Genomic DNA, 20,487 nt, shown 5'->3' on the forward strand with positions numbered 1-20,487 from the left:
AAGGATATGAAAAATATATGGTATACCCTATTGATAGGTATCTGTTTTGCACAAACTTCCTGTGAGGATTTTGTGGAGGTGGATGTACCTGATAACAAAATAGTAAGTGAAACGGTATTTGGAAGCGATGAAACCGCCAATAGTGCGGTGACCGGCATCTATAACGAACTGTTCAAAGCGGAATTTTCAAACGGTGGATTTTATTCCGTTTCCCTTTTGGGGGGACTTTCAGCGGATGAATTCCGGACAACGGCATTGAACGATGAACTTTTGGAGTTTGGGGAAAATGAAATATTGGCCGAAAACTCATATAACCTTCCACTTTGGTCCAGTGCCTACAACATTATCTATATGTGCAATGCCGTAATGGACGGTCTTGAAAAATATGATGGGGTTTCATCGGCAATGAAGGTCCAATTGTTGGGGGAAACGGCATTCGTCCGGGCATTTGTTTATCTCTACCTTGTTAATCTTTATGGGGAGGTACCCCTTATCCTATCTCCGGATTACAGGACAAATGCCCTGGCTTCCCGTTCGGATGCCCAGGAAATCTATAAATCCATAATCTCCGATCTGGAAATGGCCATAACCAATCTAGGAGATACCTTTTTAGAGGGCCAAAGAATACGCCCCAATAAGTTTACCGCATTGGCCTTGCTGGCACGGGTACACCTGTACAGGGAAAATTGGGAAAAAGCAGAAGCGGCAAGTACCCAGGTTATTGGCAGTACCTCGAATTTTAGTCTCATTAATAATTTGGATGAAGTTTTTTTGGCCAATAGCAAAGAGGCTATTTGGCAGATAACCCCGGCCGGGGGAAGTCTGAGTTTTGCTACCAATGAGGGCCGGATCTACATCTTGACAAGTCCTCCCCCAGATTCCCAAAAACCTGTTGCATTGACCAATGATCTGATAGGGTCATACGCCGATGTGGACATTAGAAAGGAAAATTGGATAGGGAGATTGGACACCGAGGATGAAGTGTACCACTATCCGTTCAAGTATAAAGTAAATAGTGCGGATGAAATAACGGAGTACTCCATGGTACTGAGGTTGGCGGAACAATATCTGATAAGGGCCGAGGCCCGGGCACATCAGGATAAATTGGCCGGGGCCATTGCGGACCTGGATAAAATAAGGACACGTGCCCACCTTGCACCACTCTCGATGATTGCACCTGGAATAAATAAGGTAGCTCTATTGGATTCCATGCAATTGGAACGCCGCAGGGAATTGTTTACCGAATGGGGCCATCGATGGCTGGACCTGAAACGTACCGAAAGGACATCGGATGTTTTGGGAAGTATAAAAACATCCTGGCAGCCTTCGGATGGGCTATACCCAATACCGGAAAGCGAAATAGACAAAAACCCAAACCTGGAACAAAATAATGGATACTAATATTCAGCAAGATACAATGAACGATAACAGAACACTAAAGGGCATTTTAATGTTACTTGTAAATGTTTTCCTATGGAGTACAATCTCTGTTTATTCCATAACCTTTAAGGACACAGTGCCCCTTGATCCCAGTATAAGGCACGGAAAACTTTCCAATGGCCTTACCTATTACATAAAACCCACCGGTGATGGTAGCTCTGAATTGTCCCTACGCCTTTTGGTCAAGGCCGGTTCAGCGGTTCAGGATGCGGACCAATATGAACTGGACCATGTTATGGAACATCTCGCATTCAAGGCAGGGAAACATATGACCATGGCTAAAGCCAATGAATTGGGGTTTCGGACCGGTGAAATCAATGGCAACTCCCCCTATGATTATACACAATATTATTTTAGCTCTGTAGACACTAAGGAGAAACTAAAAATTGCATTTCAGCTTTTTCAGGATATTATCTGGGATCTGGACCTTAAAAAAGAATATATAGATAGTGAACGTTCAGTAATACTCAATGAAAAAGGGATACGTGGTGGATTCGGTGCTCTATCCATATTAACCGATCTGGAAAGTACGATGATGGGCAGGGGGGCCGATAGACCTGCCGATTTTGTCCAATTTATAAATACCTTTCCCTACGATGCGCTAAGGAGGTATTATGATGATTGGTACCGTCCAGAATTAATGGCCCTGGTCGTTGTGGGCGATATAATAGATGTGTATGCCCTGGAAAAAGAAATAAAGGACAAGTTCTCCCGGGTCAAACCCCTTAAAAATCCCCGTTCCCCAATCAGGGAATTCGGGGCTTACCGAAATTCCCCTCCCCAATTTATCAATAATGCCCATATCTTCACTTCAAAGGAATCCAAAAAACAAGCGGTAAATATGCGGATTTATATGCGTCAAAGGGAAGATCTGGATAAAAATGGCCTGGAATTATTGAAACAGGAACAAAAAGGAAACCTTTTAATCGACATGTTGAACAATAGGTTAAAGGAGAAACAGGATTATTACGTTAGCACTTATACCGTATCCCCCTATATGGCCCTGCCATCTTCCTTAGGTGTAAAATTGCATATTACCATGGAAGAAGGTACCGTAGAAGGGACACTGTCCAAAACGATCCAGCTTTTGAGGGAAATAAGGACCAATGGCTTTTCGGAACCCGAATTTACAAGATTTAAAAAAGAATACTTGGAGTCTTTGTCCAAAACGGATACTATGAAACAAATGTTTTGGGAAGATAATATTGTGGATCATTTTGTTTATGGTAAAATATTGCCCGCCAATAGAATGGCGCTTTTACGGAATATGCTGGACGGCCTAACATTGGACGAATTGAACGTTTTTGTGAGGCAATATATCAAAACCGATCCTCAAGAACTGGATATTATTATGCTGTCACCATCTGGACATAGGGCCCTGTCCTATTCTGAAAAGCAAATAAGGGGATGGATTTCTGAAGCCAATAATTTGCCCATTGCCAAATATAGTCCTCCAAAAATACCCAAGGAGTTGATGGAAGCATCTTTCATAAAGACCCTAAAGCCAAGTACTCTTCAGAAAAATAAAGTGGACATTCCCGGAGCCTCGGAATACACATTGGGCAATGGGATAAAAGTAGTATTAAAACCATTTGATTCCGTACTTGTGCCACGCGAACGAAATAAACTGAGTTTTCACGGTTTTTCTTCCAAGGGCATAAGCTGCTATCCTCGAAGTGACTATTTTTCAGCAATGAACGCAGCAGACATTGTATATAATTCGGGAGTAAGTGGAATGGATAGGTTTGAGTTGAAAAGATATTTTGCCAAAAACGGTTATAACGCGCAGGTAGCACCCTATATAGGGCATAATGAAGCGGGAATAAGGGGGAGTGCGTCCGTAAGGGATCTGGAAACGGCATTTCAATTGGTTTATTTGTATTTCACGGATCCCAACAAGAATAGTCTGGCTTTTGAGGATTGGAAGCTTAGGACCCGGTCATCCCATGCATTGCATTCCATCAATTCCGAAGATTTTAAGAATTTCATTAAACTGAAGTTGGGGGAGAGTACCTTTTTGCCCAAAGGCACCAAGGCTTTAGAAGGGGTGTCAAAAACCGACTTGGATCGTGCCTATGGGATTTACAGGGTCTTGTATGCCAATGCCCAAGATTTCACTTTTATTTTTACAGGGGATTTTCCCGAAGAAGAAGTATTGTCCCTTTGCCGGAAGTATTTGGGGAATTTACCTACAGGGAATGTGCTGTCAAAATGTGAAGAGCCAAAAACTTCAAAGAAGTACAGATTGCCAAAGCCTCGAGAAAAAGTTTTGGTGGGCATGGAATATGCCCAAGAAGTTAAGGTACAATTGGAATATATTTCAAATTTAGCGGCAAAAGACTTGGATTGGAAAGAAGATCTAAAATTAAAACTTCTACAGTCCATGATGAACTTTTCAATAATGCAGGAAATGCGATTTAATTCCGTTAAAAATGAGGGCATTTATACAATAAAAGTAGTGTGTAATTTTGATAAGGACCGTTTGTTCAATGAGGTATATGTGGAGTTTGGGGCCAGTCCGGAAGACGTGGAACAATTGATAAAGGCGGCTAAACAATTTATGCGGTCGATTAAAAACAATGGCGTAGATGTGGAAGTATTGGAAAGGTTTAAGTTGGAAAGAGTGGATTATCTGGAAAGGGAAAAATACCATAGGGGCGATATCTTAAAAATGTTATACGATTATTACAAGTATGGAATTCGATGGCCCCGGGGTGGTTTAGAACAGCGGCAAGCATATGTAAGATCCCTTTCACCAAGGGATATCGAAATCTTGGCAAAAAGACTGTTAAAGGACAACCCCCTTGAATTTAAAATGCTCCCAGCCAAGAAGGTGCAATAATTTGCGGCTTGAATGAAAGAAGAAAAAAGGGGGCATTCAATGCCCCCCTTCAGGTTACACCACAAAATTAATCAGGATTTGGTGCCGATCCATTTAATTCTATAATCTGGCCATTACCCTCGGTTGGCTTAGAAGTATCCTTTTCATCATAAACCCTATACTTCGTTCCGGGTTCTTCTGAGAATTCTACTTCACATTCAGCATTATCCGGGGTACACTCAACATCTATAGTTGCCCATCCATTGGGAGCTTGGACCAAGATGTACTTGGTGGCGTAATAGTCCTTGTCCGCGGATTTGTCTACAAACGCGAACGACAGTGCAATGGCAAAAACAAATGCCAACAGCGGTAATATTAACTTCAACTTTTTCATGATAATATAAATTTAATTAATAATAAGTGCCTACTCTCTTCTACAGGTTTTCGGTCTTCCCCCTGCTCTTGTTGCGCAACAAAATATTTTTATTGTTTTACTTCTTTAGTTAAAGGTTGGCAGATGTTTATCCGGATTAGTTTACAATAACTTAGGTAATCCAAACGCGGCACAAAGCAATGGATTTTGTTTTTTTGCTTTCTCCAGTAAAAAGGTCACGCCCGATAGATTCGGGATCTGCCCCATTTCAATAAATACACACCCCTAACCCCTCTCAAGAGGGGAATTTTAAACCTTTTTGCTTACTGCCTACTGCTCACGGCCAACACATCATACAGCGTATAATTTCAATGCCCCCGAAGGGATTGGTTAAGTTCGTTCCAAAGTCATATTTTTATGTTTGGGGGAGAACAATATGGCCGGTAGGGCCAATAGGAGCAATGCTACATTGAGCACCAAATGCTGTTCCCAGGACAGTAGCGAGATAACGCCCCCACAGGAACATGGTTTATAGGGGGCAAAGAATACGATGGCCATGGTATAGCCCGTAAATAAAAGCATAAGGCCCATGGCCCCATAGAGCCCCATCAACCGGGTCCTGGTCCTGACCAACAACAGGGCAACGGCCAGCTCGGCCAAGGGAACCATCCAGGAGGCCAAAAAAGCCATGGTCTCCCCACCAAGGATGGGCGAGTTCCTGATATTGTCATAGAACCTATGGCCTTCCAAGAATTTGGTGAGTCCGGCATAGGCAAAAAGGATAATGAACAGCAAGCTGATGACCTCTACAATTGTCCTCCTATGTTTTTGAACCCATTTCATATCCATTGTAGTTGTTTGATATTGAATGGTATAAAGGTAGGGAAGCCCACTGTTGCGTAGTGGATTAAAACTATTCCCTAAGGGATTTTTTAAGGGGTAAAAACCTTAGGAATTCTCCCTGAGCTGCCTAGGTGTATAACCATACCTTGCCCTGAATTCCTGTGTAAAATGGGAAGCATTCCTAAAGCCGTTCATTTTGGCTATATTTTTAAACTGCTCGTTGGTATTCCTTATGGAAAGGTGTGCATTCTTAAGTCGTTCATTTTTTAGGAACCGAAAGACCGTCATCCCGAAAAACTCCTTAAATCCGCGCTTTAATTTATATTCGTTGGTACCGAATTCCAGTGCCAATTTTTTTAGGGAGGTAATATCTTTTTCAGGATGGTGCCTTAGATGGTTCCCTATGTTCCTTATAATTTCTATATCGTCCATATTAAAAATGGATTTTATTTTTGGGGTGTCCTGTCTATTTGATCCGAGGCGGTCTATCCTTGCCAAGATCTTTTGTTTAAGTTTGCCTTCCAATGTGGCCTTGTCCTTAATCAAGTTTGCCGTGATTATCATGATCTTTGCCGAAAGAAGGCCCTCATTAGGTAATAGCATCAATTTGCAGAACTCGGACATTACTAGTCCGTCACTGGTCATAAATTTCAATTTTAAGTTTTTTTTCATTTTTCCATTGGTCAAAAGGTTCCGTATTTGGTCGGTCCAAATTGGCTGGGAATCCTTTTGGAGGATATATCCCATTGGTTTATGTATCAATTCTTTTTTTCCATACCCCAATAATCGATCTACATCCTCGTTTATCAACACTATCTTGCCGTCCAGATCAAGAAAGAACACCATATTCACCAATTCCATATAGGAGGCATCAGTGTTGATAAACCCCTGGTGCAGAAATGAATCCTTTAATTCTTCGACTACAATGTTTACCAGTGCGGTCAGTGCTTCAAGCTCATCCGTTTCTTCGCTCCGTTCAATAATGGCAGTGAAATTGCCCATAGCGATCCTGATCAATAGGGTGAAAACCCTTTCGAGCCGTTCGGTATTTTCTTTTTGATCCATAACGATAGTTTATAGGGGGAACCTATAATCTTGATCCGGTTAAGAGGGGAACTTTATTTCGGATTACATTGCCCGACCGAGGATAAAAATTCAATGCCCTCCAATTCATTGGCCACAACTTTTGTCCGCACTGAAGGCGAAGTGCTGAACAGATAGATATTGGCCAATAAGCGCGACAATGGATTGGCCGATATAAGGGCCACGGAGGTGGCCAGATGGGACCCTTCCCTTGCCAGGTACCATCTGGCGGCCTTGTCCATATTTCTTATTCCCTTGGTATTGCACAAAATGGGGAAAGGCTTTCCCTGTTGCCATAATAATCGGTCGGCTACAATTTTAACGGCATCTTTTAAGTGGATGACCACATTTTCCTTATAGTCAAAATAGAGGATCCCGTCTTCTATACGACAATGAAAAAATTCATTTTCCATACTATTATCCATAGTATTTTTAATTAAAAGGGGTTTTAAAATAAAAGAAATAAATTTAATTACACAAAGAATTTCGATGTAAATACTTACAACTGTTCTGTAAGGGATTATCACTATTCCATAAGGGATTTTATTTCATAGTAGATGGCAATTTATAAGATTATTCCCTAAATTTTTATCCAGTTTATGTTGTCCACAATGGGAAACACTATTTTATTTTATAAAATACAATCCCTAAAACCAAACCATTATGGCAAAGATTGCGCCCAACAATTTCCTCGATACCGTGCACGAAGTATTTACCGATGCCACCCGTCAGGGGGTACTCCATCTCTATGCCGAGGGGGACTCGTTTACCGGCAGGCGAATCCGGATCAATAAAAGGGACCTGTTCCATTTCGGTACCACGGGCTATCTGGGCCTGGAACAGGACGAAAGACTCAAACGGGCTGCCGTGGAGGCCATCCAAAAGTACGGGACCCAATTCCCCCTGTCCAAGACCTATGTCTCCCATCCGCTGTACCGAGGACTGGAGGAACGTGTATCCCGGATGTACGGGCAGCCGGTGATCATCACCAAGAACAGCACCCTGGGCCATATAGGGGTTATCCCTAGCGCGGTATCGGACCGGGATGCCATAATCCTGGACCACCAGGTACACTGGAGCGTGCAGAGTGCCGCAAGGATGCTGAAGACCCGTAGCGTACCCATCGATATGATCCGGCACAACGACCTGGAAATGCTGGAGGACAAGATCAGGAAACTCTCCTCCCGGCACAAGCGCATATGGTATATGGCGGACGGAGTCTTTTCCATGTACGGGGACGTTTCGCCAGTTGCAGGGATTATGGCCCTCTGCAATAAATATCCCCAGCTCTACCTTTATTTCGATGATGTACACGGGATGAGCTGGATCGGGGAGAACGGTACCGGGTATGTTATGGACCAATTAAAGGAACTTCCGGAGAACGTCCTTTTGTTCGGTACCCTGAGCAAGACCTTTGGGGCCAGTGGTTCCGTTCTGGTCTGTTCCAATAGGAGGATGTACGAAAAAATTAAGACCTTTGGTGGGCCACTTACCTTTTCCGCCCAATTGGAGCCGGCATCGGTGGGGGCGGCGATCGCCTCGGCGGACATCCATCTTGGCCCGGAAATATATGTATTGCAATCCAATCTGTTGGACCGTATCGAGTACTTTAATAAGCTCCTGGCCCGGACGGACCTGCCCTTGGTGGAACGTAACGGTTCCCCGGTCTTTTATATCGGGACGGGGATGCCGGTCACAGGCTACAATTTTGTGAACCGCCTGATGGGTGAGGGATATTTTGTGAACCTCGGTATATTCCCGGCGGTCCCCGTGAAAAATACCGGGGTGCGGATCACTATTTCCTGCCATAACGAAAAAGCGGAGATCAAAAGCCTGGTGGAAGCCATGCAACACCATTACTCCAAAGCTCTGGAAGCTACCGGGACAACGAGCAACAAGGTACGACAGGCCTTTAAACTCCCTGTTCAAGGGGCAGGGGAGAAAGTGCTCCCCGCCGAAGGCCTTACGGTACACCATTGGGAGACCATTTCCGAGGTTCCTGGGAGGGAATGGGATTCCCTCCTAGGGGCCAATGGTGCCTTCGACCGGGCAGGAATGGAATTTTTGGAGGCCGTTTTTTCCGGGAACGAAAAAAAGGAGGAGAATTGGGGCTTTCACTATTTCATTATCAGGGACCTAATGGACAGGCCCGTTCTGGCCACCTTTTTTACCTATGCCCTTTGGAAGGAGGATATGCTGGCTCCGGAAGCGGTCTCCAAAAAAATGGAGGAGGCCCGTTTACATAGGCCCTACCATATGACCACTTATGTCCTGGGCATGGGGTCCCTGTTCACCGAAGGGAACCACCTGTTTCTGGACCGGTCCCATTCTCAATGGCAAGGTGCGCTGCGGCAACTGCTCCGGGAACTGGAAGGACTGGAGCAACGGCTAGTGCCGGGGATGATCGTCCTAAGGGATTTTGAAAGGGACGAAAAACTAGAGGAATTTTTCCACAACCATGGATTCGTACAGGTGGCCATGCCCGATTCGGGCCGGATAGGGAACCTGATCTGGGGAGATGAAAGGAGTTATGTTTCCCGGCTCTCTGCCCGTTCCCGATCGCATTTCAGGAAGGATATCGAACCCTTCCAACTACACTTCCACGTCCAGGTCCTAAATAAATTGGACAAATATCGAGCGGAACGGTTCTTCGAACTTTACGATGAAGTAAGAAGTTACAATTTGGGCCTCAACACCTTTCCATTTCCCAAAAAGATAGTCGCCCATATGTCCGACCACCCCGGTTGGGAATTCATTGTCCTTACCTTAAAGGGCGAGCATACCGATGATGGGAAAGATCTGATTGTGGGGGCCATGTTCTGCTATAGCAACAGGGGCAAGGGGTATGTGCCCGCATTTGTGGGGATGGATTACAGGTATGCCCACGGGCACCAGGTATATAGGCAGCTGTTGTACCAGACCGTGAAACGGGCCGGGGAACTGGGCAGCATCAGTATAGAGTTCGGCCTAACGGCCGCTTTCGAGAAAAAAAAGATCGGTGCCGAAATCACGCCAAAGCTCGCCTATATCCAGGCCAGGGACAACTATTCCATGGAACTGCTCGGCATGATGGAAGGGGGCGGCTAACCTGCTCCGCCTTAAGGTCCCCAAGCCTGATTTTCCTACTTGCCCGCTATGGATGTGAAACGAAACAACTGCGGGATGGAAATAAATTTGAAAAGTTCCCATGTATTGTCCATTAAGATTTCTTTGGACATCATCATTATCACAACCGAACATTGTAAAAATTCCAATTAATAAAATCATGAAATTTATTCTTATTTTTTCTTTTTCAGTAAGATGAAAACCCTATTAAAAGGTTACGGAAAAATGTACTACAACGGCCTCGGCACCGAGTAGTAAGGGGTTGCATACACTTGTATTTTGGCCTCTAAATTAGGTTGGTATATTGGATTTTCAATACAGGATCCTAATACGTATTTACCTTTACGTCCTTGAACATAAACGGATTTCTGCTGATGATCAGGTTCTTTCCACTTGCTGTGGTCACATTCTTAAGGATTATTTCATTGGTTCTGATATAGGGAAATTCTTCTATATAAGTATCGTCAGTCATTTCTTCATTAAAATCTTTAAATATGGCCGGCCCTTTATAATCTTCAGGGTGATGGGTGTCATCTATATGAAGGTTTTCTATGGTAATCGTTTCTGGCATATAACAGGTGTAGCCAAAATTATGCTGCCCAGAGTAGGCGCCTCCAATTATATTGGCACTGCTAGTTTTGCCCCCTTCGGGCACAAAAATACAATTGCGGATCACTATTTCTCCCTGCCAGGAACTACCATAATCCCCTCGCAAATTGATCAAGGTTTTGCCCCGGATAGTGCTGTTCTCAACGGTCAGGACACCACTGCCAATGGCATTGATTCCCATATGGCCAAGGGTAGAGTTTAGGATCGTGGCATTCGCAACCCCCTTATGGGCATCGAAGCGTGAAAAAGTACAATGGTCATAGATTAGGTTCTTGGAATAGTTGGAACTCATTACCCCCCAATAGGTACTGTCGTTAATATCATTGGTCTGCCTGCAGTTCTCAAGGGTTACGTTCAGCGCACGGTTTACCAAAAGGTCATAAGACCCCATGGAGACCGGCTTCCCGGCCGAGCCAATAGTGCGGTAAGTCTTACGTCCGGTAAGGAGGGTATTCTTCACCCTTACATAGGCGCAATCACGGATGTTGATAAAGCCGCCATAGGGCGCACCATGATCCCCTTCCCCTATAACGTGATGCTCCAGCCCATCCACCACCACATTGGAACGGGTAATGGCAATGTTCCTGCTATAATAATTGTACTTGGATTCGGCCTTATTGGCAATGGTGGTAAACCGGCCTCCTGATATATAAAGCGTTGTGGTGTCCAAAGGTATGGCGGTCATATCGGTAATCTGGTCGAAATCCCAAATTATAGGAGCGTCCAAATCCACATTTCCGTTTTTATCAACGACAAAGATATCGGTCTGCTGGGACCCATTGTCTTGGTTCAACCCATAGCGGATATAGTGCTTTACGTTGGAATTGACGACCGAAATAAGACAGGATCGGGGCAAGCTAAGGTCTATTTTCTCTTGGTTCCTCTTTAGGGAAGTTATGCCATTCACTTTAAAGGGCCGCTGTTGGGAAGCCACCAAAAAAACAGAAGCCCTGTGGTTTTGGACTTCCGTGTCATCAATGATAAATGCTGCCGTACCGAAATCGGTATCGGTTCGTATTTCCGCTGTGCGCTCCTTTCCTCCAATGTAATAGGTGAAGCCCTCGTCGGCCTTCACCCTTAGGGCGTGTAGATTGGCGAAGGCGTGGGTGGCGGCAATGGCGTCCATATCATCTGTTTTGCCATCACCTACGGCACCGAAATTACTATAGCTTACCCCTCCCATGGCTTTAAAGTAGAGGACATCCTTTGGGGAGACATTTACATGCAATTTCCCATTTTTATCTGCTTTTACTTGGGTTTTTTTCTTTTTGGAGGTGATCATTATATTGTCCAAGTGGTTTTCTAGCTGTCCATGTGCCAAAAACAAACACGAAAAGAAGAAGATTATTAAAAGGGAATATTTTATCATGGACGTATGCTTTGGGCCGGTAATTTGAGAAAAAATCTTGCGTACTTGATAAATATATAAAAACTTGGCATGAAAAGCTACCCACTTTCTTACATCTATTCCAGCTTATTCCCGAAAAATCATTACCGCAACACGATCAATTTCCAATCCTGCCCGCCTGCATGATAGGTTGAATCCCACTGCATAATGGGCCTCCAAGGAACGATGGTTGGTGGCGTCTACCTCGGTGATGATGCTGCAACTCGGTCGTTGTAGTGCAGCGGGGGAATTTTATTTCCATTTAATCCAGTTTTAACCAATCCTTTCTATTTTTCAACAGCTGTTTGTTTGGTTTGGTACCATCCTTTTCAACTAAATGTATGCCATAAGCAGGGTTCCCTGCTAAAACTACGGTGGTAGATTTGGGAATGCCATAACGGGTATAGGCTACTTTTAGCGTGTCCCCTACCTTAAACTGGTCTATAATGTTGTTAAAAGGCTGTGCCGCTGTCAACGGAACCTTGTTGATAGCGGTAATAACATCGCCGGAGTCCAGCCCGGCCTTATATGCCGGACTACCTATTGTGGTATTCCGTTGTATAATGCCTGCCCCAAATTGGTTGACGGTTACATTTGCCCCAAAATAAGGCTTGTCCAAAGCTTGTTTTAAAACCACCCCAACTGTGGCGAACAATGGTCCATAATCCGGCATTTCACTTTTGTAGATGTAATGGTCAAAGAAATGATTTCCAAATTCCTTACCGGCGTATTGCACCAAGGTTTGTCGTAGGTCCTGCAGGGTATAGGGCGCTTCTTTTTTGCCATAGATCTGCCATACCAATTTCATATAACCGTCCAGGTTAAGTCCGTTTTTTCGCAATGAAAGGTCTAGTGCCAACCCCAGAACACTGCCATAGGAATAGTAGGAGATAAAGGTGTTTTCCCTATTTACCGGATCTACCGAAGTGGCGGCATCCACAAAGGGGGCCTGATAGCTCATTTCTATAGGGTTGAAGAATTGCCTGGCCGGAGAGTTCCATACATAGTTGAAAGTGCCCGTAAGTTCTTCTATATATTCCTCCGGGGTGATGATGCCGGCCCGGCACAGTATAAAATTGGTGTAATAGCTGGTAAACCCTTCTGCAAACCAAAGTTCCCCGCTCATATTGGCCTCGGCAAAATTGAAGGGTTCCAGGGCCTTGGGGCGGATGCGTTCTACGTTCCAGCAATGAAAAAATTCATGGGCAACGGTACCTATATTGTTCTTCATTCCCCCTTCGGCCAGGCCTTCCCTATCGGTAAGAATGGTAGAATTTCTATGTTCCATTCCGTCGCCGGAGGCATTGGGAATATAACAGGCCAGAAAGGTATAGGTGCCATAATCGAAGTTGGGCAGTTCACCAAAGACCTCCTTTTCGGCCAGGACCACCTGTTTCACCTGTTCAAAATAGGTGTCCAGCTCCGCTTCCGTGCCGTTGTGGTGCAGCACAAATTGTATGGTTTGGGGCGTACCATGGTTATCTACCACAAATTGGCGAATGTCGTAATCGCTGATTTCGGTGGGACTGTCCATAAAATACTGTAAGTTGGGTGCCGTATAGATATTGCCCGTAACTTTGGGCATTTGGGTGGCCACTTTCCAGTTTAAGTCTTGCCGAACCTTGAAATCCACTTCTATTTTACGATCGTCCAAATGGCTCGCGTATATAAAGGTGGCAGGGATGTTGAGATGCGCATGGGTCTCATCAATTTGGGCATAGGTACCATCCCCCCGATCGGCAAAAAGGGTATAGCTTATGTTCACTTCCCCGTCATGACCGTTAATATCCCATTGGTACGGATTGGGCCTGGAAATCTCCAAGGACTTTCCCTGACTGTCCGTAGCTTTGAAATTATACACATTTTTTGCAAACTCGTGCAGGGCGTATCGGCCAGGGGAGGAGCGACCCATGCGGACGGAAAGCAGACCGGGTTCCAGTTCAGGAAAGGAGGCCGTAATTTCCGCTTCGTGATGTTCGGCATTGGCAAAAGAAATGCTATAACGGTTGGTTTGGCCCTGCAGGTTTAAGCAAAGGGCAAGGAATAAAAGGCTAAAGAATCTACAGTTCATAGGTGTTTCCCTCAATACTAATGGTTTGCGTGGAAACCATATTATGGGTGTTTCCACGGTATAATTTTTCAATGTCTTTGTAGAAACGAATATACTATATAAATACAGGATATGCTACATTTGCCATATGATGGAACTACCCAAAAAATTGATGGCAAAATTAACCGAAAGGAAAACCAATAACGCCCTTCGGAAATTGGCTGCGCCCAATGGCCTGATCGATTTTTCCTCTAACGACTATTTGGGCCTTGCCAGAAATGTGGAGCTATTTAACAAGGCTTCAAAATTTTTGGAAAACAATGGTGCCATGGCCAATGGCGCTACCGGGTCCAGACTGTTAACGGGGAATTACGGATTATATGGCGAATTGGAAGGGGTACTGGCCAATTTTTTTGGTTCGGAATCGGCCCTGGTCTTCAATTCGGGATACGATGCCAACCTAGGTTTTTTTAGTGCGTTACCACAGCGTACGGATGTTGTTTTTTATGATGAACTCTCGCATGCCAGTATTCGGGACGGGATTGGGATGGGCCTTGCCCAAAGCTATAAGTTTAAGCACAATCAGTTGGAGGGTCTAAAGGAACGGATAGACCGGGTGCGCCAACGAAAGCCCGATAGCGATATTTATGTGGTTACAGAATCGGTCTTTTCCATGGATGGGGATAGCCCGGATTTAAAAGCCTTGGCGGCAATGTGTACTTCCCAAGGGGCCTATTTGGTGGTGGACGAGGCCCATGCGGTAGGGGTGTTTGGCATAAGGGGAGAGGGACTCTTGAACGAACTGGTGTTGCAGGATAAAGTATTTGCCCGGATCGTTACTTTTGGCAAGGCCATGGGCTGCCATGGTGCCGCCATCCTGGGGAGCAATGCCCTTAAAAATTATTTGGTAAATTTTGCACGCAGCTTCATTTATACTACGGGATTGCCCCCGCATTCATCGGCGACGATTCTGGCGGCTTGTGAACATTTGTCCGTGTCCGGAGGGGAACAAATGCAACTTCGGCGGAATATCGATTATTTTAAGGAGCAATTAAGGGGCCATGACCTTGAACCCTATTTTATATCCAGTAATTCGGCCGTACATTGTTGTTTGGTAGCAGGCAATGAAAAGGTAAAAAAGTGGTCGTTACAGTTAATGGACAAGGGTTTTGATGTAAAGCCCATTCTTTCGCCCACCGTACGGGGAGGGCAGGAGCGATTGCGATTTTGTTTGCACAGTTATAATACGGAAAATGAAATAAAGGAGGTACTTTACATTTTGTCCCAATTATTTGATCAACGATGAACCCGGAATTCTATACCCTGGCCGCCTTTGAGTTTGTGGCGGACGTTCAAATTTTAAAAGGAAGATTGGAGGCCGATGGCATCCCTGTATTTCTCAGGGATGAGCATATCCTTAATTCCGATCCCCTGATCAGCAATGCCATAGGCGGAGTGAAACTGCAGGTGTACTATTTCGATAGGGAAAGGGCTACCGAAATCTACAATGAAATTAGGACCTATGCCATGGATGACCAGGGTAATTTAAGGACCTGCCCCAATTGCAAGTCAAAGAGAATGGAAATTTATTATAACAGGAAAGGGGTTTTTTATAAACTTTTTCCATTTTTTGAAAAAAGAAAGTATAAATGTCTAAATTGTGAGTTTATAACAGAACCAAGCTAGAATGAAACAATTTTTTGTAACAGGAATATCAACGGATGTAGGGAAAACCATAACTTCTGCCGTCCTGGTAGAGGCCTTGCAGGCAGATTACTGGAAACCCGTTCAAACCGGCGATGATTCCGATAGTGATACCATTTCCAGCCTAATCTCCAATTCCAAAACGGTAATACATAAGAGTAGCTACTCCCTTAAGGCCCCTATTAGTCCCCATGCGGCCGCTGCTTTGGAAGGGGTATATATAGACCACAATAAAATACAGGAGCCCATAACGGAGAACCACTTGATCATTGAAGGGGCAGGTGGGGTATTGGTGCCCCTTAACGATTCCGATACCTTATTGGATATTATTATGCCAACCTATCATGTGGTCGTTGTAGTGAAGCATTATTTAGGGAGTATCAATCATTCCCTGTTAACCATTAAATGGCTCCTGTTGAAGGGTTATGATGTCTCCATCCTTTTCAATGGTGAGCCCAATGCCGCTTCCGAGGATATTATTACTAAAATTACGGGAGTGCCCGTCTTGGGCAGGATTGGCCAGGAAGCCACGTTAACCAAGGAAGTGGTCAAGAAATACGCAGAGCAATTGAGGCCAGCGCTTATGGCCAGTTAAGGTCGTGGCCTAAAAACATATTCCCGTAAACTGAAAGGGATTATGGGGTGGAATCCCCTTAAAATGAATTGGGATCAGGATAGCGTTTTTGGTCATTATTCCCCATCTTTGTACTTCTATTTAAAAAGGAAATTCAATTGAAGAATCTTTCGGAAAGGGATCAACAACACCTTTGGCACCCCCTTACGCAGCATAAATTGTACCCTAAAATGCTTGGCATTGTCAAGGCAAAGGGGGCGGTCCTGTTCGATGAGCACGGCAAGGAATACATAGATGGCATATCCTCTTGGTATACCAGTGTGTATGGCCATTGCAATGATGCCATTATTGACAGGGTATATGCACAAATGCAGCAGTTGGATCAGGTGGTCTTTAGCGGGTTTACCCATGAACCTGCCGTAGCGCTTTCCGAAGCCCTGATCTCTTTGTTGCCGGAAAATCAGGAGAAATTGTTTTTTTCAGATAATGGTTCCACAGCAACCGAGATCGGGATAAAGATGGTATTGCAGTACCATCACAATAGAGACAAAAAGCGTTCCGTTCTGATGGCTTTTGAGGAGGGTTTCCATGGGGATACCTTTGGGGCGATGTCCGTTTCCGGCCTTTCGGTATACAATGGTCCCTTTGAGGATTATTTTATTGAGGTAAAACGGATTCCGGTGCCTACCGAAGCCAATTTGGAGGGACTGTTGCATCAATTGGAAAATACCATGGATCTGGATACCGTGGCCGGATTTATTTACGAGCCTTTGGTACAGGGTGCCGCAGCCATGAAAATGCACAAGGCGGAGCATTTGGAGAAAATTTTAAAAGTGATAAAATCGCATGGGGTTTTGGCCATAGCCGATGAGGTGATGACCGGTTTTGGTAAGACGGGAAGGCATTTTGCTTCCGATCATATGACGGAGAAACCCGATATTATCTGTATGTCCAAGGCTTTAACGGCCGGGATGCTGCCTATGGCGGTAACAAGTTGTACCCAGGAAATTTACGATGCCTTTTATAGCGATGATATAGCAAAGGGACTTTTTCACGGCCATACCTATACGGCAAATCCCTTGGCCTGTGCCGCTGCCCTGGCAGGAATTGATTTGTTGAAGTCCGAAGGAATTCAAAAAAATATTGCCGAAATTATCCAATGGCACCAAGAGTTCGATGCCGAAATAAAAGACCATCCCAAAGTGGCCGCCACCAGGCAGACCGGGATAATCTACGCCTTGGATCTTGATATGGCGATGGAGCGTTATGGCAATGTAAGGGATAGACTATGGCAACATTTTATGGATTCCGGTGTTTTTTTACGCCCCCTGGGCAATACTATCTATATTTCGGCACCTTATATTGTTACCAAAGATGAAATGCACAGGATATACGACAGCATAAGGGAAGCCCTTGAAAAATTTTAATCCATGCAACACCAACCCGTTTATATCACGGCTTTATCCTCTATTTCCCCATTGGGGACCTCTCTAAGGGAGGCCTGGGAAAACTATAACCTGCCGGACCATTTTTTAAAGGAGCGCAACTATGGCCATATAAGGGCCTGGGGAGCATTCCTGACAGAGGATGTGCAGCAGCGGATAATGGCCTTGGCCAACTCGGACACCAAGTATAGGAATTTGGATCCCTCCGTGCTGTACGCAATTTTTGCGGCCCGGGAAGCCATAGGTCTAGCGGGATGGGAGGATGGGTGTTTTGGGGTAAACATTGGCTCTTCCAGGGGGGCTACTTCCCTTTTTGAAAAGTACCATAGTGAGTTTATCCAAAAGGGCGAAGCCTCTACCTTGTCTTCCCCTACCACTACTTTGGGAAATATATCCTCTTGGGTGGCCCATGACCTACAGACCCAAGGCCCGGAAATATCCCATTCCATTACCTGCTCTACGGCCTTGCATTCCCTTCTAAACGGAGTGGCTTGGCTAAGAAGTGGGATGGCCAATAAATTTTTGGTGGGTGGTAGCGAGGCGCCATTAACGCCCTTCACTATTGCGCAGATGAAGGCGCTGAAGGTATATTCCAGATTTGTATCGAACTCCCCAGAAGGTTATCCCTGTCGCGCCTTGGACCTGGAAAAGAAACAAAACAGTATGGTGTTGGGGGAAGCGGCCTCCATGGCCTGTTTGGAGATGGGCAATTTGGATAATGCCCTTGCCCGCATTGAAGGTTTGGGTTACGCCACCGAAATATTGGAGCATAATATTTCCATTTCGTCTGATGCAGTATGTTTTCAGCGCTCTATGGCAATGGCTTTGGGAAAGATGGATCCCAAGGAGGTGGATGTAGTAGTTCTACATGCTCCCGGTACCATTAAAGGCGATCTGTCCGAAGTAGCGGCCATAAAAAAAGTATTTGGAAAGGATATACCGGCCCTGACCACCAACAAGTGGAAAGTAGGGCATTCTTTTGGGGCTTCGGGGTTGTTGAGTTTGGAACTGGCAGTGCTGATGCTGCAACATAAAGAGTTTATTGGGGTGCCTTTTGTGGGCTACGATTCCGTTCCAAAACAGATCAACAAGATAATGGTCAATGCCGTAGGTTTTGGGGGGAACGCGGTGAGTATATTACTCGGAAACGTATAATGGGCCGCACATTTGAAGTTAAGGACACGAGCCTGCCTCGCCGGCAGGCAGGCGTGACGCTCGCGCCAACAATTATGCAAATTGTAGGTGGTCCCAAACAAAAAACATTTCCTAATTTAGCGACCCAATACGAATCTCCTATATGGTACAATACAATCCCAAAGACTGGATTACCTTTATTTTTAGATTTCACAAGTCCGACACCTTTAGAAAATTGATCCCTATGATGCTCTTTATAGGATTGTACACCTATGGTGTGGGCTATCTGGAACTTGAATACTGGAATATGTCCGAAAGAAATCCCCTATCGAACATCACTGTCATGCATACTATGCTGGGTTTTGTAATTTCATTGTTATTGGTATTTAGGACCAATACGGCATATGATAGATGGTGGGAGGGAAGAAAGCTCTGGGGAGCATTGGTCAATAACAGTAGAAATTTGGCGATCAAACTGAGCGTAATCCTAAAAGACGAACACGACCATGCGTATTTTAGAAAGTTGATACCGGGCTATGCCTCTATTTTGGCCAAGCATTTGACCGATGTGGAAACCGGCAAGCAACTTTATGAAGGTACGGATCTGGATATAGACCATCACAAACACCGTCCAAACCAGGTAGCGAAAATGATCTTTCAAAAAGTGGATGACCTATATGTCCAAAAGAAGATCAGCGGGGATCAACTGATCGTTCTGAACAATGAGGTACAATCCTTTACGGATATATGTGGTGCCTGCGAGCGTATAAAGAATACCCCAATACCTTATTCCTATAGTGCCTTTATAAAGAAATTCATTTTCTTTTATGTGATGACCTTACCGTTCGGATATGTCTTTAGTTTGGGATATTATGCCGTACCTGTGGTTATCTTTATTTTTTATGTTTTGGCCAGTTTGGAACTGATTGCGGAAGAGATTGAAGACCCCTTTGGATTTGATTCCAACGACTTGCCGATCGAAAAAATTTCAACCAACATCAGGAAGCATATAGAGGAGATCTTGTAGTCTATATTTTATCATGATAATCCTTTGCCTCAATGTCCCTAAACAATAGCATATCCGCTATCTTGGAGGAGGCTCCCATATAGAATCCGTTTTCGTTTTCATAATCCTTGGGATTTCTCCATGTTCCAAACAGGATATCGTAAATGGTAATATCCCCATAATTGTAGGCATGGATGCCTTTTGCATGGTGCAGGGAGTGGGCTTCGGGCCTTTGTACAATATACCCCAACCATGTAGGGGTGCGGATATTGCTGTGCTGGAACATACTAAAAAAGGTATTCGCCAAAATAATCACGGTAGCGGCCTGTGGGGCAAACCCTGCTACCAAAACCAGTAATAAGCTGCCCAATGCAGTAAAACCGATCATGTCCATGGGGCTGAAAATAAAGGCGCTGTAGGTGTCCAAGCGTTCAACGCTGTGGTGCATTTGGTGAAAAACCCTCCAAAGCACATTGCTTTTGTGCATAGACCTGTGCCAGACATATAGTCCAAACTGGTAGATTAGCACGCCAATCAGCGCACCCCATAAGGTGCCTAGTCCGGTAAGGTCCATAAGTTGGTATTCGGCAAGGTAGCCGTCCCATATCAACGGCAAGTAGGTGGACAGGTAAAAGAATAGGACAAAAAATGTCAATCCCTTTAGCTTCCAATACTTAACCGTGGGAAGTGGGCGAGCAGGGAACAATGCTTCCCAAAGCATAAGCCCTGCATACATAGCGAGTACAATAAGGCTGATAGGGTCCAATAAAATTTCGAGTGGTGTTGGCATGACTGTTCGTTTTAATATGATTTATGAAGCAAATGTAGCCTGCAGGCATAAAAACAATTTTGCTCAAACGTTTTGTTTTTTTACTGTACGGTCCATATGGAAACGGAAGTAAAAAATTGGGGG

16 protein-coding genes are annotated in these 20,487 nt (G+C 44.7%); 9 read left to right on the forward strand and 7 right to left on the reverse strand.

The genetic code is table 11. The features are described from left to right. Nucleotides 1-6 precede the first annotated feature (6 nt). Both D0S24_RS02280 and D0S24_RS02285 read left to right on the forward strand, forming a co-directional pair. The gene (locus D0S24_RS02280; protein WP_117018232.1) at nt 7-1,401 is read left to right on the forward strand and encodes a RagB/SusD family nutrient uptake outer membrane protein; all 1,395 of its coding nucleotides are present in this window, start codon (nt 7-9) and stop codon (nt 1,399-1,401) included. Further along, nucleotides 1,391-4,282: a pitrilysin family protein gene (locus D0S24_RS02285; protein ID WP_117018233.1), complete on the forward strand. Its 2,892-nt coding sequence runs from the start codon at nt 1,391-1,393 to the stop codon at nt 4,280-4,282. The genes D0S24_RS02280 and D0S24_RS02285 overlap by 11 nt, the downstream gene beginning before the upstream one ends. A 67-nt stretch (nt 4,283-4,349) precedes the next feature. Here D0S24_RS02285 and D0S24_RS02290 read toward each other — a convergent pair whose 3' ends face one another. The 4 genes from D0S24_RS02290 to D0S24_RS02305 form a co-directional block, all read right to left on the reverse strand. Next, nucleotides 4,350-4,655 carry a DUF6520 family protein gene (locus D0S24_RS02290; RefSeq protein ID WP_117018234.1) on the reverse strand — a complete coding sequence of 102 codons (306 nt, stop codon included), beginning with the start codon at nt 4,653-4,655 and terminating at the stop codon, nt 4,350-4,352. Nucleotides 4,656-5,024: 369 nt separating this feature from the next. Further along, nucleotides 5,025-5,483 (reverse strand): MauE/DoxX family redox-associated membrane protein, encoded by a 459-nt coding sequence (locus D0S24_RS02295; RefSeq protein ID WP_251795685.1) that lies wholly within the window; start codon nt 5,481-5,483, stop codon nt 5,025-5,027. Between the two features lie 99 nt (nt 5,484-5,582). Beyond that, nucleotides 5,583-6,542: a helix-turn-helix domain-containing protein gene (locus D0S24_RS02300; RefSeq protein WP_117018235.1), complete on the reverse strand. Its 960-nt coding sequence runs from the start codon at nt 6,540-6,542 to the stop codon at nt 5,583-5,585. A gap of 53 nt (nt 6,543-6,595) precedes the next feature. Further along, nucleotides 6,596-6,985, reverse strand: a complete 390-nt coding sequence (locus D0S24_RS02305; RefSeq protein ID WP_147321419.1) for a hypothetical protein — start codon at nt 6,983-6,985, stop codon at nt 6,596-6,598. 238 nt (nt 6,986-7,223) lie between these two features. On the opposite strand from D0S24_RS02305, the gene D0S24_RS02310 reads away from it, so the two are divergent. Next, entirely contained in the window at nt 7,224-9,647 is a 2,424-nt protein-coding gene (locus D0S24_RS02310; protein ID WP_117018237.1) for an aminotransferase class I/II-fold pyridoxal phosphate-dependent enzyme, read from the forward strand. A 343-nt stretch (nt 9,648-9,990) separates the two neighbouring features. Here the strand turns inward: D0S24_RS02310 and D0S24_RS02315 are convergent, their stop codons facing one another. Both D0S24_RS02315 and D0S24_RS02320 read right to left on the reverse strand, forming a co-directional pair. Further along, the gene (locus D0S24_RS02315; RefSeq protein ID WP_117018238.1) at nt 9,991-11,643 is read right to left on the reverse strand and encodes a hypothetical protein; all 1,653 of its coding nucleotides are present in this window, start codon (nt 11,641-11,643) and stop codon (nt 9,991-9,993) included. A gap of 280 nt (nt 11,644-11,923) precedes the next feature. Then, on the reverse strand, nt 11,924-13,732 hold the full coding sequence (locus D0S24_RS02320; protein WP_117018570.1) for a M61 family metallopeptidase: 1,809 nt from the start codon (nt 13,730-13,732) through the stop codon (nt 11,924-11,926). A 151-nt stretch (nt 13,733-13,883) separates the two neighbouring features. Here D0S24_RS02320 and D0S24_RS02325 point away from each other — a divergent pair, with 151 nt between their 5' ends. From D0S24_RS02325 to D0S24_RS02350, 6 genes are all read left to right on the forward strand, one after another. Next, nucleotides 13,884-15,017 carry an 8-amino-7-oxononanoate synthase gene (locus D0S24_RS02325; RefSeq protein WP_251795687.1) on the forward strand — a complete coding sequence of 378 codons (1,134 nt, stop codon included), beginning with the start codon at nt 13,884-13,886 and terminating at the stop codon, nt 15,015-15,017. Further along, the gene (locus D0S24_RS02330) at nt 15,014-15,397 is read left to right on the forward strand and encodes a DUF2007 domain-containing protein (protein ID WP_117018240.1); all 384 of its coding nucleotides are present in this window, start codon (nt 15,014-15,016) and stop codon (nt 15,395-15,397) included. Before D0S24_RS02325 ends, D0S24_RS02330 begins: the two co-directional genes overlap by 4 nt. Nucleotide 15,398: 1 nt before the next feature. Then, nucleotides 15,399-16,010 (forward strand): dethiobiotin synthase, encoded by a 612-nt coding sequence (bioD, locus tag D0S24_RS02335; protein WP_117018241.1) that lies wholly within the window; start codon nt 15,399-15,401, stop codon nt 16,008-16,010. Nucleotides 16,011-16,147: 137 nt separating this feature from the next. After that, the gene (gene bioA, locus D0S24_RS02340; RefSeq protein WP_117018242.1) at nt 16,148-17,416 is read left to right on the forward strand and encodes an adenosylmethionine--8-amino-7-oxononanoate transaminase; all 1,269 of its coding nucleotides are present in this window, start codon (nt 16,148-16,150) and stop codon (nt 17,414-17,416) included. 3 nt (nt 17,417-17,419) lie between these two features. Beyond that, nucleotides 17,420-18,589, forward strand: a complete 1,170-nt coding sequence (locus tag D0S24_RS02345) for a beta-ketoacyl synthase N-terminal-like domain-containing protein (protein ID WP_117018243.1) — start codon at nt 17,420-17,422, stop codon at nt 18,587-18,589. A gap of 142 nt (nt 18,590-18,731) precedes the next feature. Further along, nucleotides 18,732-19,595, forward strand: a complete 864-nt coding sequence (locus D0S24_RS02350; protein ID WP_117018244.1) for a bestrophin family protein — start codon at nt 18,732-18,734, stop codon at nt 19,593-19,595. 1 nt (nt 19,596) lies between these two features. On the opposite strand, the gene D0S24_RS02355 is transcribed toward D0S24_RS02350, so the two are convergent. Further along, nucleotides 19,597-20,364, reverse strand: coding sequence for a sterol desaturase family protein (locus D0S24_RS02355; RefSeq protein ID WP_117018245.1), 768 nt, complete (start codon nt 20,362-20,364; stop codon nt 19,597-19,599). Nucleotides 20,365-20,487 lie beyond the last annotated feature (123 nt).

The organism is Arenibacter sp. P308M17, assembly GCF_003426735.1.
Classification (GTDB): Bacteria; Bacteroidota; Bacteroidia; order Flavobacteriales; family Flavobacteriaceae; genus Arenibacter.